We start from the raw sequence: 13,290 nt of genomic DNA, 5'->3' as shown, positions 1-13,290 counted from the left end.
GACCGTCACAAGGACAGCAGGCGCCGCCGCTTCTGCGTCTGGTCGATGTAGCGTTGCAGCGCGCGCTCGCCGTCGCCGCCGAGGTTCAGCATCTCGCAGCCCAGCCGCGCGCCGCGCGACTCGTGGTGCAGCAGCGTCACATGGTGGACGATCAGGCCGCTCTGCAGGCGGGTGTCGCCGTCCAGGTCGACCTGCACCTGCGCGATCTGCACGCCCGGCTCGATCGGCGGCACGTCGTCGGGCAGGAACAGCGCGACGCCGCCGATGCTCACGTCGAGCACCCGCAGGCTCAGCTGCATGTCCGGCAGCGCCGGATGACGCAGCGTGGCGGTCGGGCTGGTGTTGAGCAGCGGCCGCACGCGGTAGCTGCCGCGTCGCTGGAAGCGGTAGAGCTCGCGCGGGAAGCGCGCATTGAGCGCGCTGGCGCGTCCGCTGTGCACCAGCACCAGATCGTGCAGGTCGAACTGCAGCTTGACGCTGTCGAGGTAGCCCACCGCGACCACCTCCTCGCTCTCCAGCAGGCGCTGGAGCTTGATGTCGCCGCCGTCGGCACTCAGGCACAGCAGCCCGCGCGACGGGTCCAGCGCCCACACCGTGGTCGTGTAGGCGGCGCCCTCGGGGGAGCTGAGGCTCAACAGCACGTTGCCGTCGGCGCATTGCTTGAGCAGGCTGAACACCTCGGCCGGCGAACTCACCCTGAATTCGCCCAGGCCATGGGGAGAACCGCTCATGGCCTCCAGCGGCATCGGCAGCGTTTCCATCGCTCGGATTCTCTCGGCAGCGGTCTGAATGGAATCGGGTTCGGTGTCGATCAGTGCAGCATCTTCGGCCGGCCGGCCAGGAGCTGATCGAGGTCCTCGAGCCAGGGTTCGGCCAAGGTACGGACCTCGGCGTCGTTGACGAGGATGCGCTTCATGATGCGGGTCTTGAGCTGGCGCTCGTCCGCACCGAGTTCACGGGTCGCTGCAGCCTGCTTGAGCTGATTGATCAGCACCGCGCAGGCCCCTTCGAGCTTGACGACCTGGTCCCAGTTGCCGCCGCGCGCAGCCTCGAGCATCTGCTCGCTGGCGCGTTCGATGGCCTCGTAGTAGTTCAGCAATGGCGTACTCATCGAGAAACTTCCTTGTCGATGGATCGTCGTCGGGGCGCTCAGCGAACCGCCGGCACGTCGCTCTGGGCGCGGATCGTCGACCAGGCATCGCGCAGCGGCTCGATCAGGCTCACGCATTCGGCCAGCGCGGCATCGTCGTTGCGCAGGTTGGCCTGCATCAGGCGCGTGCTGACATAGCTGTAGAGCGACGACAACTGCTCGGTCAGGGCGCCGCCGGCCGGGCTCAGCCCGCCCTTGAGTCCTTCCTCGACGATGCGGACCGCCCGGCTCAGTTCGTGTGCCTTGCGCTCGATCTGGCCGTCGCGCAGCGCACCGCGCGCTCGCGCCACGGCATCGAGCAATCCGGTGAACAGCATCGCGACCAGCTGGTGGGGCGAGGCGCCGCCGATGCCGGTCTCGACACCGACCAGGTTGTAGGCCTGGCTGGAAGCGTGGTGGCGCGACGGCGAATAGGGGCTGCTCTGGGCAAACATGAAGAAGGTCCGGCATTCGAGTGGGGCTGAGTGTTTATCGGCCGCTGCGCGCCCGGTCTTGAGCGCCACACACTCGAAAATCGCCCTGCGTTTCAACCGATCCCGCGAATGCGCGGGTCGGAGCGGACTCAGTCGTCGCTCTTCTTGTACAGGTTCGACAGGCCGGCCAGCTGCTGCGTCATGTAGGTCGACAGCGCGGTCAGCTTGGCCATCTGCGTGTCCAGTGCCGTGTACTGCTGGGTCAGCCGGACCTGCATGCGGTCGGCACGGTCGTTGACCTTGTCCTGGTCGTCCTGGTTGCGCTCCAGGCGGGCCTTGAGCCCGGCGTTGCGGCTGGCGATCACGCCCTCGGTACCGGTCGACATGTCGGCCAGCTTCTGGAAACGCACGCCCAGGCCCGTCGTCGCGGGGTTCGCCGTGTCGTTGGTCGTGAAGAGCTTCGACAGCTCGGCCGGCTTCGCGAGCGCCGCGTCGAGCTTGGCGTTGTCGAGCACGATGGAACCGTCGCGCTGCACGTTGAAGCCGATGTCCGACAGGCGGGTCAGCTCGGCCGATGCCGCGCTGTCCTGGCGCAGCATGGCGCGGAACTGGTTGCGCAGCCCCACGGCGGCACTGTCGCCCTGCAAGGTGCCGCCGATCTTGTTCTCCTCGTCGTACTTGGTCTGCGTGACCAGGTAGGTGTTGAGCGCGTTGTAGGCGTCGGAGAACTTCTTGATCGCGTCGCGCATCGTCCCGGTGTTTGTCGTGACATTCACGGTGACCGGTGCGGTGGTGACCTTCACGAGATCGAGCGTCACGCCGTCCAGTGTGCCCGTCAGGCGGTTCGTGGGCGACTCGATCGCCAGGCCGTTGATCGATGCGAGGGCATTGACCGCGGCCTGCGTCTGCGTCATCGGGTTGGCACCGCTGGCCGGGTCGTAGGCCAGGCCCGTCAGCGCCCCGGTGGCGTCGCTGACGGCGACGCGCAGGGTGCTGTCCAGTCCGGTCGTGGTGCTGGTCAGCGTGAGGCGGGCCCCGTTCGCGTCGCGCACGATCGCCGCCGAGACCCCGGCGTTCGCCGCATTGATCTGCGTCTTGACCTCCTCGAGCGTCGTGCCCTCCGCGAACTCGAGCTCGAGCGTCGTCGATCCGGTCTTGGGGGTGAACGCCGGGTCGTTCGCGACGTTGTAGCCGCCGAGCTCGATCGTCATCTTGCCGGCACCGACCACGTCGGTCGGCGCGGTGAACACCGCCGAGGCCAGGCTCTGCGCGCGTGCGATCTGGGAAACGCTGACCGAATAGCTGCCGATGGCGGCACCCGCGCTGGCGGTGGCGGCGACCGAGGTGGCGTCGCTGGTGCCGGCCGACGCCGCCTGCCACAGGGTGGGCTTGGCGAGCGCCTTCGCAGCGTCGCCGACGGCGGACACCAGGCTCTGCAACTGCCCGTAGGCCGAGACCTGGGTCTGCATGAACGTCGCCGCGGTTTGCATCTTCTCGAGCGGCTTGCGCTCCAGCGCCACGAGCTGCGAAACGATGCTGCTGACGTCCAGGCCGCTGCCGAGACCGGGTGAAGAAATGGCCATGCTGAGTCCGGACGGATTGATGAGAGGCTATCGGCGCTCGCGCAGAAAACTGAAGCCGCGGGCCCGGCGCCGTCAGGCACCGGACAGCCGCGGCTCTCCGAAGCAGGTCGCCGGAAGGCGTCTTACTTGAGCAGCGACAGCACCTGCTGCGGCAGCTGGTTGGCCTGCGCCACCATCGCGGTGCCGGCCTGCTGCAGGATCTGGGCACGGGACAGGTTCGCCGTTTCCATCGCGAAGTCGGCATCCATGATGCGGCCGCGGGCGGCCGACAGGTTCTCGGCCTGGATCTGGATGTTCGACACCGCGTTCTCGAAGCGGCTCTGCAGCGCGCCGAGCGTGCCGCGCGCGCCGTTGATCTGGTCGAGCGCGCTGTCGATCTTCTTGATCGACACCCAGGTGGCGGAATCGGTCTCGATGTTCAGGTCGCTCAGGCCGATGTCGTCGGCGACTTCGGCGATCGCGTCGCCTTCGTCCAGGCCCGTCGTCGCGGTGGCGAAGCCGGTGAACTCCACCGCCAGCGCGGCGCCCGCGGCATCGAGCTTCGAGGCCTTGATATCGAGCTTGAAGGTCCCGTCGTCGTTCTTCACCAGGTAGGCGGAGACGCCGGTGTCGGTGGTCTTGCGGTTGATCGCCTCGGCGATCTGACCCAGGCGTTCGGTTTCGGTGCTGGCCTCGGCGATCGGGCCGACCTCGACGATCTGCTCGTTCGCGCCACCGCCGTCGATCGTGATCTGCAGGTCGCCGTCGGCGATCGCGGCCAGGTCCGTGATGGTCGTGCCGTCGAGCGTCAGGTCGGCGCTCGCGCCCTCGGCGTAGGTGATCTTCGAGAGCACCGCCGCGGTGGCGTTGGTCAGGCTGCCGACGGTGATCGCATCACCGGAATTGGCCCCGACCTGGAAGGTCGCCGCGGTGAAGGAGCCGTCGAGCAGCTTTTTGCCGTTGAAGCTGGTCTGCTTGGCCACGCGGTCGATTTCGTCGCGCAGCTGGTTCACTTCGGCCTGCAGCGCCTTGCGGTCGTCGGCGCTGTTGGTGGCGTTGGCCGACTGCACCGCCAGTTCGCGCATCCGCTGCAGCATGTCGCCCAGCTTGCCCAGCGCGCCTTCGGCGGTCTGGGCCAGCGAGATGCCGTCGTTGGCGTTGCGCGCCGCGACGTTCAGGCCGCGCACCTGGGTGTTCATGCGCTCGGCGATCGCCAGGCCGGCGGCATCGTCCTTCGCGCTGTTGACGCGCAGACCCGACGACAGCCGCTGCATCGAGGTGGCCAGCGAGGACTGACTGGTGTTCAGGTTCCGCTGGGCATTCAGCGAGATGACGTTCGTGTTGATGGTCTGGGCCATGGAAATGCTCCTTGAAGAATCGAGGATCTCCGGCCCGAAGCCGGCTTACCTGTTCGGTGTAGCCATTCTTGGTGACCTGCGGGGGTGACGATGGATCGAAAAGAGGCCGACTTCCGGCGCATTTCGGCCCCGGAAAGCAAAAGGCCCCGTCCTGACGGACGGGGCCCGAGGTTCCCGGGGCCGGCGGCCCGGAGGCCGCCGCGGGGAGGCCGATCAGCGCAGCAGCGACAGCACTTGCTGCGGCAGCTGGTTGGCCTGGGCGACCATGGCGGTACCGGCCTGCTGCAGGATCTGCGAGCGCGACAGGTTGGCCGTTTCCGACGCGAAGTCGGCATCCATGATCCGGCCACGCGAGGCCGCGGTGTTCTCCGCCTGGATCTGGATGTTCGCCACCGCGTTCTCGAAGCGGCTCTGGATCGCGCCCAGGGTACCGCGGGCGCTGTTCACCTGGTCCAGCGCGCTGTCGATCTTCTTGATCGACACCCACACATCCGACTCGGTCTCGATGCTCAGCGCGTCGATGCCCACGGCGTCGGTCACTTCGGCCGGCACGTCGCCTTCGTCCAGACCGGTCGTGGTCGTGTCGAAGCCGGTGAACTCCACCGCCAGGGCGGCACCGTCGGCATCCAGGCGCGAGGCCTTGATGTCGAGCTTGTAGGTGCCGTCGTCGTTGGCCACCAGGTAGGCCGACACGCCGGTGTCGCTGGTCTTGCGGTTGATCGCCTCGGCCACCTGGCCCAGACGCTCGAGACCCGAGCTCGCCTCGGCGATCGCACCCACTTCGACCACCAGCTCGTTGGCGCCGCCGTCGTCGATGGTGATCTGCAGGTCGCCGTCGGCGATCTCGTCCAGCGTCGTGATGTCGGTGTCGTCCTTCGCCAGGTCGGCGCTGGAGATTTCGGCGTAGGTGATCTTCGACAGGTTGCTGGCCGCCGCGTTGGTCAGCGCGCCGACCGTGATGTTGTCGCCGGCGCCGGCGCCGACCTGGAAGGCCGCCGCGGTGAAGGAGCCGTCGAGCAGCTTGCGGCCGTTGAAGCTGGTGTTCTTCGCCACGCGGTCGATTTCGTCGCGCAGTTGCGTGACTTCGGCCTGCAGGGCCTTGCGGTCGTCGGCGCTGTTGGTGGCGTTGCCCGACTGGACGGCCAGTTCACGCATGCGTTGCAGCATGTCGCCGACCTTGCCCAGCGCGCCTTCAGCGGTCTGTGCCAGCGAGATGCCGTCGTTGGCGTTGCGCGCCGCGACGTTGAGGCCGCGGACCGACGCGTTCATGCGCTCGGCGATCGCCAGGCCGGCGGCGTCGTCCTTCGCGCTGTTGACGCGCAGGCCGGAAGACAGGCGCTGCATGGACGTCGCCAGCGACGACTGCGAAGTGCCGAGGTTGCGTTGCGCATTGAGCGAAACGATGTTGGTGTTGACTGACATAGCCATGATCTGAATCTCCTGAACGGTTGAAATGACTCTCCGGCAGCGCCGGCATTGCCTCGGTGGCTCGGCCCTGGAGCCTCATCACCGTGAACTAACCCTCGATCTCCGACAGCGGGTTTCGAGGGCCTGCTGCGCCCGGCGTACGTCATCCTCAGATCTCGTGGGAGGGGCGGAATGGTTGTGCCCTCTACGAAACATCGGTCGCCTACTCCGGACCCCGGAACCGATCGCTTGGTCCCGTTGTGGGGGTTATCGGAGCCCGTCCTGGCAACTTGAGGGCTGCGGGTTTCCTGTCAGCCTGGCCGGGAAGAGCACTTTCCTCCTCACCACGGCTGTCATCGGCATCTCCCGCCGCCACTTGAGCGGCCGCAGCGACCCGCCGCCTACTGGGGCGTGTAGGAAGTTGCCTGACACGGGCGGTCGAAGAAGCGAGACCCGAACCACAGAACTGGGCTGATGTTCCTGTGCATCTCCGATCTTCACAATCCATTTCACGCTGAAACGAACACCCGCTGCACCAGCGAAAGACGACCGGCCACCGCACAAGGAGCACCCTGATGAACACCGAACAGATCCTGATCGAGATTCGCGAAGCCAATCTGTCCTACCTGATGCTGGCGCAGAGCCTGATCCGCGCCGACCGCGACCAAGCCCTGTTCCGCCTCGGCATCTCGGAAGAGACGGCCGACCTGATCGGCCTGCTGAGCCCGGCGCAGATGATGAAGATCGCCTCCGGCAACACGCTGCTGTGCCGCATGCGCGTCGACGACGAGATGGTGTGGAGCCTGCTGACCAACCACGGCAAGGGCGCCGCCAACGACAGCGTCAGCCGCCTGCACGCCAACATCCTGATGGCGGGCCGCCATCAAGAGGCGGCCTGACCAACGACACCCGGCGCGGGATACCGAGCCACCCTCTGACGACCACTGCGAGACAGACACCATGCGCAACAAGAGCATCCTCACCGAAGCCAAGCAGATCGAACGTGCCGTGACGCTGATCCAGCTCGGTGCGCGCCTGCAGGTGCTGGAGTCGGAGACCGACCTGTCGTACGAGCGCCTGCTGCGCCTGTACAAGGAAGTGGCGGGCAAGTCGCCGAGCAAGGGCCAGTTGCCCTTCTCCACCGACTGGTTCATGACCTGGCAGCCGAACATCCACGCCAGCCTGTTCCTGAACATCCACGAGTACCTGAACAAGGTCGCGGCGCTCGACGAGATCGACACCGTGATCAAGGCCTACCGCCTCTACCTCGAGCAGACCGAAGCCCAGGGCCTGGAAGCGCTGCTGTCCGTCACCCGCGCCTGGCGCCTGGTGAAGTTCGTGGACAACGGCATGCTGACCATGACCGAGTGCTCGAAGTGCGGTGGGCATTTCGTCACGCACCCGCACGAGATCGGCAAGCACTTCACCTGCGGCCTGTGCAACCCGCCGGCGCGCGCCGGCAAGGGCAAGGCGGCGGGCGCCCTGCAACTGCACTGATCCCCACCCGCCGGCGGCCACCCACGGCGCCCGCCCCTCCTCCCGCGGCCCCCTTCCGGGACGCCCTCGATGTCATCTGCCCTGCCCGTCCCGCCGGTCACCGCTGCGCGGCCCGACCCGGCGGCCCCGAGCGTCACCCGCCGCGGGCCCGCATTGCAACGCCTCTGGCCCCTGCCCGCCTTGCTGGGCTGGGCCGTCGCCTGGGCGCTCTTCCTGCTGCTGCGCTCGACACCCGCACCGCTCTGGCTGGCGATCGCCTGCGCTTCGGCCACCGGCCTGGCCCTTGGCAGCCTGAGCGGCACCCGCATGCGCAGCCTGATCGTTGCGGCCGGGTTTCCGGTGTCGCTGCTGGCCAGCGGCGCCGCGAGCGGACTGCCCGGCTGGGCCTGGCTGCTGCCGCTGGCCCTGCTGCTGCTCGCCTATCCGCTCCAGGCCTGGCGCGACGCACCGCTGTTCCCGACACCGGCCGGCGCACTCGACCGCCTGGCCGAGCGCGTGCCGCTGCCGCCGGGCGCAACCGTGCTCGACGCGGGCTGCGGACTCGGTGCCGGACTCGCGGCGCTGCGCCGCGCCTACCCGCAGGCCCGGCTGTTGGGCGTCGAATGGAGCTGGCCGCTGGCGCTGGCGGCCCGGTTGCGGCACGGCGGTGCGCCGGTCAGCGCCGCAGTCCGCCGCGGTGACATGTGGGCCGCGGACTGGCGCCCCTGCGCCATGGTCTATCTGTTCCAGCGCCCGGAAAGCCTGCCGCGCGCGGTGGCCAAGGCGCGCGCGGAACTGGCCGACGGCGCCTGGCTCGCCAGCCTGGAGTTCCCGGCGCTGGCCCTGGAGCCGCAGGCCCGGCTGCAGTGCCCCGACGGCCGGCCGCTCTGGCTCTACCGCGCGCCCTTCACCGCCGCGGGCGGCGCAACGGCGCCCGACGCCGCGCCCGCACGGCGCCCAAGTTCCCGCTCCAGGCGCCGATAAGGGCTTGAGCCGGCGCGTTTCGCGCCCCGCTCCGCCTTGCCTCCGGCTGGCCTGCCGTTCGGCCGGCCGGCAGCGCGTCGGGCGGTCCGTCACGTTCTGTCACCGACCGCACGCCTCAAGTCCGGTGACACCGGGCCGATAAGCAAGGACAGAACCCTCCGCAGGGCCTCGGGCTCGCGGCATCTCAACCGGACCGCTCACCATGTTCGTCATCATCGGCTACGTCGTCGCGCTGGGCTGCATCTTCGGCGCCTACGCCATCCACGGCGGGAACATGCAGGTCATCCTGCATGCGATCCCGACCGAGATGATGGCCATCGGCGGTGGCGCGGCCGGCGCCTTCGTGGTCGCCAACCAGCCCAAGACGCTGAAGGCGGTGCTGAAGGCGATCCCGACGCTGCTGAAGGGCTCCAAGTACACCAAGGCGCGCTACATGGAGTTGATGGCGCTGCTCTACGACATCCTGCAGAAGGCCCGCAAGGAAGGCCTGATGGCGATCGAGAAGGACGTCGAGGACCCGCACAATTCGCCGCTGTTCAAGAAGTACGCGACGGTCGGCTCCGACCACCACGTGGTGGAGTTCGTCACCGACTACCTGCGCATGATGGTGTCGGGCAACCTCAACCCGCACGAGATCGAGTCGCTGATGGACAGCGAGATCGAGACCCACCACCACGAGGCGCACGCGCCCGCGGCCGCCATCGGCCGCCTGGCCGGCGCGCTGCCCGCCTTCGGCATCGTCGCGGCGGTGCTGGGCGTCGTGAACACCATGGGCTCGGTCGGCCAGCCGCCGGCGGTGCTGGGCGGCATGATCGGCTCGGCGCTGGTCGGCACCTTCCTGGGCATCCTGCTGGCGTATGCGGTGGTCGAACCGCTCGGCGGCCTGCTCGAGCAGAAGAACGATGAGGGCTCCAAGGAACTGCAGTGCATCAAGACCACGCTGCTCGCGAGCATGCAGGGCTACGCCCCGGCGATCGCGGTGGAGTTCGGCCGCAAGACGCTGTACTCGACCGAGCGGCCGTCTTTCAGCGAACTCGAAGGCCACGTGAAGGGCAAGAAGTGAGCAACCTGACCGAAGCGCGGTCGGTCCGCCGCCGGGCCGCTCCCCAGGCGGACCGCGCCCCAGGGGCCACTCAGGGCCCCTTCGTGGCCCATGGGGGCAGGAGCCGTACTCGGCGACGTGGGGGCATGTGATGGCCGGTGACGCGAAGAAGCTGCAGCCGATCATCGTCAAGAAGATCAAGAAGGGCGGCCATGCCGCGCACGGTGGCGCGTGGAAGATCGCCTACGCCGACTTCGTGACGGCGATGATGGCCTTCTTCCTGCTGATGTGGCTGCTCGGCTCGACCACCGAGGGCGACCGCAAGGGCATCCAGGACTACTTCAACAATCCGATCAAGGTCTCGATGATGGGCGGCTCCGGGTCCGGAGACTCGTCGAGCGTCGTCAAGGGCGGTGGGCAGGACCTCACGCGCAGCACCGGCCAGGTGAAGCGCGGCGACGTCGAAGCCGAGCGCAAGAGCTACACGCTGCAGGCGCTGAAGGCCACGCGCGCGCAGCAGGCCTCCGCCGAGGCGGAGAGCCTGAAGATGCTGAAGGGGCGTGTCGAATCGAAACTCGCCAACGATCCGCGCTTCAACGAGCTGAAGGCCCAGATCCGCTTCGACATGACGACCGACGGCCTGCGCATCCAGATCGTCGACGAGCAGAACCGACCGATGTTCGCGACCGGCTCCGCCGTCGTGCAGCCCTACATGCGCGAGTTGCTTCGCACCATCGGCGGGGTGCTGGCCGAAGTGCCCAACAAGCTGACGCTGGAAGGCCACACCGACACGGCGGCCTTCAGCGCCGGCGCCAGCGGCTACAGCAACTGGGAGTTGTCGGCCGACCGCGCCAACGCATCGCGCCGCGAGCTCATCGCCGGCGGATTGGCCGACGAGAAGGTGCTGCGCGTGCAGGGCCTGGCCGCCAGCAGCCTGTTCGACCGCGAGCAGCCGCTCAACCCGGTGAACCGGCGCATCAGCATCATCGTGATGAACCGGGAGGCCGAGGACCGCTTCCACGGCAGTGCGGACACCGAGGTGCAGCCGCCGGCCCTGGAAGTCGCGACGGCACTTGCCGAATCGGCCTCAAGTCCGCGGGCCGACACCCGATAACCCGTACAGAACACCGCATGGCCCGCCCCAGGGCAGCATGAACCGATAGCGCGCGAGGACCCTGACCATGAGCACCCCCGACCTCAAATTCCTGATCGTCGACGACTTCTCGACCATGCGCCGCATCGTGCGCGGCCTGCTCAAGGAGATCGGCTACGTCAACGCCGACGAGGCCGAGGATGGCGCCGTGGCGCTGCAGATGATGAAGACCTCGAAGTACGACTTCGTGGTCAGCGACATCAACATGCCCAACATGAACGGCTTCGACCTGCTCAAGGCCGTCAAGGCCGACGACAGCCTCAAGCACATCCCCGTGCTGATGGTGACGGCCGAGGCGCGCAAGGAAGACATCGTGCTGGCCGCACAGACGGGAGCGGCCGGCTACATCGTCAAGCCCTTCACGAAGGCGACGCTGGAGGAGAAAGTCCAGAAGATCATGCAGAAACTGGCGGCCACGGCCTGAAGGACAGCCCATGAAGATGGACGACACGGCCTTGCTGGCCCATCCGCCGACGCCCAGCACCTCGCCCGAGGTGTTCCAGCAGCTCGGAGCGATCACGCGCCAGTTGCACGACACTCTCGCGCAGCTCGGCGTCACGCCCAAACTGCAGCAGGCGGCCGAAGGCCTGCCCGACGCGCGCAGCCGCCTCAACTACATCGCCGAGAAGACGGCGGCAGCGGCCAACAAGGTGCTGAACTCGGTCGATCAGGCCAAGATGGAACACACCCGCATCGCCGCCGAGACGCGCCGCATCGCCGCCGCCATCGTCGCCGATCCGGTGAAGGCCGTGGCCTCGGGCTCGGTGATGAACTTCGTCAGCGATGTCGAGGCCGCCACCGCGCGCATCGACGCCGACCTGACCGACATCATGATGGCGCAGGACTTCCACGACCTCACCGGGCAGGTGGTGGCCAAGGTCGTGTCGCTGGCGAGCGATCTGGAAGACAGCCTGGTGAAGCTGCTGGTGCAGGCGGCACCACCCGAACAGGCGCAGAAGGTGGTCGAGAACACCATCCTCAACGGCCCGGTGGTCAACCCGGAGGGGCGGACCGACGTGGTGCAGAACCAGGGCGAGGTCGACGACCTGCTGGCCAGCCTGGGATTCTGATCCGGCGACGGCCGGCGCCTCAGTGGCTGCGGCTGGCCGTGCGGAGCAGCGAACGCGAAGGCAGCGGCCGGATCACCCGGCTCGGACGGTAAGCCGAGCGCACCCGCAGCGGTGGCAGCATGGTGGCCGTGGTCGTCGGCATGAGCACCGCGTCCGGCGGCAGCGCCTGGACCCGCGGAGCGGCGCGCGATGCCTGGGGCGCACGCGCCAGGAAGCGACGGCGCAGCTTGCGAAGCCGCTCCAGATCCGCCGCCGCGATCGAGCACCAGAACGCGGCGAAGACGCCCAGGCAACTCAACATCCATCCGGCCCCGTCGCCGAGCGGCTGGTCGAGCGGGGTCAGCAGCGTGGCGGCCATCAACGCCAGCGCCATGAACACGGCCAGGTCGAAACAGAACGCGCCGGCCGTGCGGGTGAAGCAGGGGCTGATCTGCCGCAGTGCGGCGCGCGAAGCGCCTTGCGCCTTGCCCACCAAGCGCTGGGCGGTGGCCCGGACCGCCAAGGCGACGGGGCCCGGTTTGTCCACTGTGCTGTCCATGCTCGTCATCCTTGCCGGCGCTTCCTTGCCGTGACCGATAAGGTAGCGAATCCCGGTCGCGGGAACACCCCGCGATTGCAGGGCGCGCCACAAGCTGGTGCGGCACTCGATCACGTCCGGAGGAAAGCCCGCCCTCACTGACGCACGCTAAAGGTGCGCTGCACCACCGTCCGCGCCGGTGATTTCTACAATCACCCAATGCCCAGCCCCGCCGTCCTGAACCTCGCCGCCTACCGCTTCGTCGCGCTCGACGATCTGGAGGCCCTGCGCGAACGGCTGCTGTCTCAGGCCCAGATGCTGGCCCTCAAGGGCAGCGTCCTGCTGGCCGAGGAAGGCATCAACCTGTTCCTGGCCGGCGCCGAGGCCGACGCCCGCAGCTTCCTGTCGTGGCTGCGCGGCGACGCGCGGTTCGCCGACCTGCAGGCCAAGGAGAGCTGGAGCGAGCGAGCGCCGTTCCAGCGGCTGCGCGTCAAGCTCAAGCGCGAGATCATCCGCATGGACCATCCGACCGTCCGTCCGGTCGACGCCCGCGCACCCGCGGTGGATGCCGCCACGCTGGCGCGCTGGCTCGATGCCGGTCGGTGCGACGCCGGCCGGCCCTTGCTGATGCTCGACACCCGCAACGGCTTCGAGGTCGATGCCGGTCGCTTCGCCGGCGCGATCGACTGGCGCCTGGAGCGCTTCGGCGAATTCCCGGCCGCCCTGGCTGCCCATCGCGCCGAACTCGCCGGCAAGACCGTGGTGAGCTACTGCACCGGCGGCATCCGCTGCGAGAAGGCGGCGTTGCTGATGCGCGAGCAAGGCGTCGAGCACGTGCTGCAGCTCGACGGCGGCATCCTGCAGTACTTCCAGACCGTCGGCGCACGCCACTACGAAGGCGGCTGCTTCGTGTTCGACGAGCGCGGCACGCTCGACGCCGACCTGCAGCCGGCCCCGGCGTGAGCGCCCTCGCCGCGGGTCGGGAGGCCTGCCGCCGCCGCCGGCAGGCGCGAGACTTGCTCAAGCGTGATGCCTGCCGCAGTTCGTGCTTGCCCGACTCGGCGGATCGCCACTTCGATGCCAAGATCGAATCTCTGCAACGCGCCATCACCGGAGGCTTCATCACCATGCCGGCCCCACTGCTCGCTGCTGCGTCCG

The 13,290-nt window shown here is 68.3% G+C and carries 15 protein-coding genes; 8 read left to right on the top strand and 7 right to left on the bottom strand.

Annotated features, from left to right (window positions below):
* Positions 1-5 precede the first annotated feature (5 nt).
* From C1M51_RS14520 to C1M51_RS14495, 6 genes are all read right to left on the bottom strand, one after another.
* On the bottom strand, positions 6-761 hold the full coding sequence (locus C1M51_RS14520; RefSeq protein WP_242499781.1) for a flagellar brake protein: 756 nt from the start codon (positions 759-761) through the stop codon (positions 6-8).
* A gap of 50 nt (positions 762-811) precedes the next feature.
* Positions 812-1,111: a flagellar protein FliT gene (locus C1M51_RS14515; protein ID WP_011830446.1), complete on the bottom strand. Its 300-nt coding sequence runs from the start codon at positions 1,109-1,111 to the stop codon at positions 812-814.
* 38 nt (positions 1,112-1,149) lie between these two features.
* The gene (fliS, locus tag C1M51_RS14510) at positions 1,150-1,584 is read right to left on the bottom strand and encodes a flagellar export chaperone FliS (protein WP_011830447.1); all 435 of its coding nucleotides are present in this window, start codon (positions 1,582-1,584) and stop codon (positions 1,150-1,152) included.
* A 128-nt stretch (positions 1,585-1,712) separates the two neighbouring features.
* Positions 1,713-3,146: a flagellar filament capping protein FliD gene (gene fliD, locus C1M51_RS14505; protein WP_129450817.1), complete on the bottom strand. Its 1,434-nt coding sequence runs from the start codon at positions 3,144-3,146 to the stop codon at positions 1,713-1,715.
* A gap of 122 nt (positions 3,147-3,268) precedes the next feature.
* Positions 3,269-4,483, bottom strand: a complete 1,215-nt coding sequence (locus tag C1M51_RS14500) for a flagellin (protein ID WP_129450815.1) — start codon at positions 4,481-4,483, stop codon at positions 3,269-3,271.
* Positions 4,484-4,696: 213 nt separating this feature from the next.
* Complete coding sequence (locus tag C1M51_RS14495; protein WP_129450813.1) at positions 4,697-5,911, bottom strand: flagellin; 1,215 nt, start codon at positions 5,909-5,911, stop codon at positions 4,697-4,699.
* Positions 5,912-6,465: 554 nt separating this feature from the next.
* Between C1M51_RS14495 and flhD the strand changes: the two genes are divergently transcribed.
* The 7 genes from flhD (at position 6,466) to C1M51_RS14460 (ending at position 11,615) form a co-directional block, all read left to right on the top strand.
* Positions 6,466-6,789, top strand: a complete 324-nt coding sequence (gene flhD, locus C1M51_RS14490) for a flagellar transcriptional regulator FlhD (protein ID WP_011830452.1) — start codon at positions 6,466-6,468, stop codon at positions 6,787-6,789.
* Between the two features lie 61 nt (positions 6,790-6,850).
* Complete coding sequence (flhC, locus tag C1M51_RS14485; protein ID WP_011830453.1) at positions 6,851-7,387, top strand: flagellar transcriptional regulator FlhC; 537 nt, start codon at positions 6,851-6,853, stop codon at positions 7,385-7,387.
* Between the two features lie 69 nt (positions 7,388-7,456).
* Positions 7,457-8,350 (top strand): trans-aconitate 2-methyltransferase, encoded by an 894-nt coding sequence (locus C1M51_RS14480; RefSeq protein ID WP_129450811.1) that lies wholly within the window; start codon positions 7,457-7,459, stop codon positions 8,348-8,350.
* Positions 8,351-8,552: 202 nt separating this feature from the next.
* A complete protein-coding gene (gene motA / locus C1M51_RS14475) occupies positions 8,553-9,413 on the top strand; it encodes a flagellar motor stator protein MotA (RefSeq protein WP_011830455.1) in 861 nt (286 codons plus the stop codon).
* A 130-nt stretch (positions 9,414-9,543) separates the two neighbouring features.
* Complete coding sequence (gene motB / locus C1M51_RS14470) at positions 9,544-10,506, top strand: flagellar motor protein MotB (protein ID WP_129450809.1); 963 nt, start codon at positions 9,544-9,546, stop codon at positions 10,504-10,506.
* Positions 10,507-10,573: 67 nt separating this feature from the next.
* On the top strand, positions 10,574-10,969 hold the full coding sequence (gene cheY, locus C1M51_RS14465; RefSeq protein ID WP_036233207.1) for a chemotaxis response regulator CheY: 396 nt from the start codon (positions 10,574-10,576) through the stop codon (positions 10,967-10,969).
* A 10-nt stretch (positions 10,970-10,979) separates the two neighbouring features.
* Positions 10,980-11,615: a protein phosphatase CheZ gene (locus C1M51_RS14460; protein WP_011830457.1), complete on the top strand. Its 636-nt coding sequence runs from the start codon at positions 10,980-10,982 to the stop codon at positions 11,613-11,615.
* Between the two features lie 19 nt (positions 11,616-11,634).
* On the opposite strand, the gene C1M51_RS14455 is transcribed toward C1M51_RS14460, so the two are convergent.
* Positions 11,635-12,153, bottom strand: a complete 519-nt coding sequence (locus C1M51_RS14455) for a hypothetical protein (protein ID WP_129450807.1) — start codon at positions 12,151-12,153, stop codon at positions 11,635-11,637.
* 198 nt (positions 12,154-12,351) lie between these two features.
* Between C1M51_RS14455 and C1M51_RS14450 the strand changes: the two genes are divergently transcribed.
* Positions 12,352-13,095, top strand: coding sequence for a sulfurtransferase (locus tag C1M51_RS14450; protein ID WP_129450805.1), 744 nt, complete (start codon positions 12,352-12,354; stop codon positions 13,093-13,095).
* The last annotated feature ends 195 nt before the right edge of the window (positions 13,096-13,290 follow it).

Origin of the sequence: Methylibium sp. Pch-M, assembly GCF_004136295.1 — a bacterium.
GTDB lineage: Bacteria > Pseudomonadota > Gammaproteobacteria > Burkholderiales > Burkholderiaceae_C > Methylibium > Methylibium petroleiphilum.
The sequence above is the reverse complement of the archived record's forward strand: the minus strand, read 5'-3'. Positions and strand labels throughout refer to the sequence as shown.

Excerpts from the sequence above, each read along its gene's own strand:
- cheY (WP_036233207.1), top strand. The coding sequence starts at position 10,574 with ATGAGCACCCCCGACCTCAAATTCCTGATCGTCGACGACTTCTCGACC.
- C1M51_RS14495 (WP_129450813.1), bottom strand. The coding sequence starts at position 5,911 with ATGGCTATGTCAGTCAACACCAACATCGTTTCGCTCAATGCGCAACGC.
- C1M51_RS14460 (WP_011830457.1), top strand. The coding sequence starts at position 10,980 with ATGAAGATGGACGACACGGCCTTGCTGGCCCATCCGCCGACGCCCAGC.
- C1M51_RS14500 (WP_129450815.1), bottom strand. The coding sequence starts at position 4,483 with ATGGCCCAGACCATCAACACGAACGTCATCTCGCTGAATGCCCAGCGG.
- C1M51_RS14515 (WP_011830446.1), bottom strand. The coding sequence starts at position 1,111 with ATGAGTACGCCATTGCTGAACTACTACGAGGCCATCGAACGCGCCAGC.
- motA (WP_011830455.1), top strand. The coding sequence starts at position 8,553 with ATGTTCGTCATCATCGGCTACGTCGTCGCGCTGGGCTGCATCTTCGGC.
- fliD (WP_129450817.1), bottom strand. The coding sequence starts at position 3,146 with ATGGCCATTTCTTCACCCGGTCTCGGCAGCGGCCTGGACGTCAGCAGC.
- C1M51_RS14450 (WP_129450805.1), top strand. The coding sequence starts at position 12,352 with ATGCCCAGCCCCGCCGTCCTGAACCTCGCCGCCTACCGCTTCGTCGCG.
- C1M51_RS14520 (WP_242499781.1), bottom strand. The coding sequence starts at position 761 with ATGGAAACGCTGCCGATGCCGCTGGAGGCCATGAGCGGTTCTCCCCAT.
- C1M51_RS14455 (WP_129450807.1), bottom strand. The coding sequence starts at position 12,153 with ATGGACAGCACAGTGGACAAACCGGGCCCCGTCGCCTTGGCGGTCCGG.
- fliS (WP_011830447.1), bottom strand. The coding sequence starts at position 1,584 with ATGTTTGCCCAGAGCAGCCCCTATTCGCCGTCGCGCCACCACGCTTCC.
- flhC (WP_011830453.1), top strand. The coding sequence starts at position 6,851 with ATGCGCAACAAGAGCATCCTCACCGAAGCCAAGCAGATCGAACGTGCC.
- motB (WP_129450809.1), top strand. The coding sequence starts at position 9,544 with ATGGCCGGTGACGCGAAGAAGCTGCAGCCGATCATCGTCAAGAAGATC.
- C1M51_RS14480 (WP_129450811.1), top strand. The coding sequence starts at position 7,457 with ATGTCATCTGCCCTGCCCGTCCCGCCGGTCACCGCTGCGCGGCCCGAC.
- flhD (WP_011830452.1), top strand. The coding sequence starts at position 6,466 with ATGAACACCGAACAGATCCTGATCGAGATTCGCGAAGCCAATCTGTCC.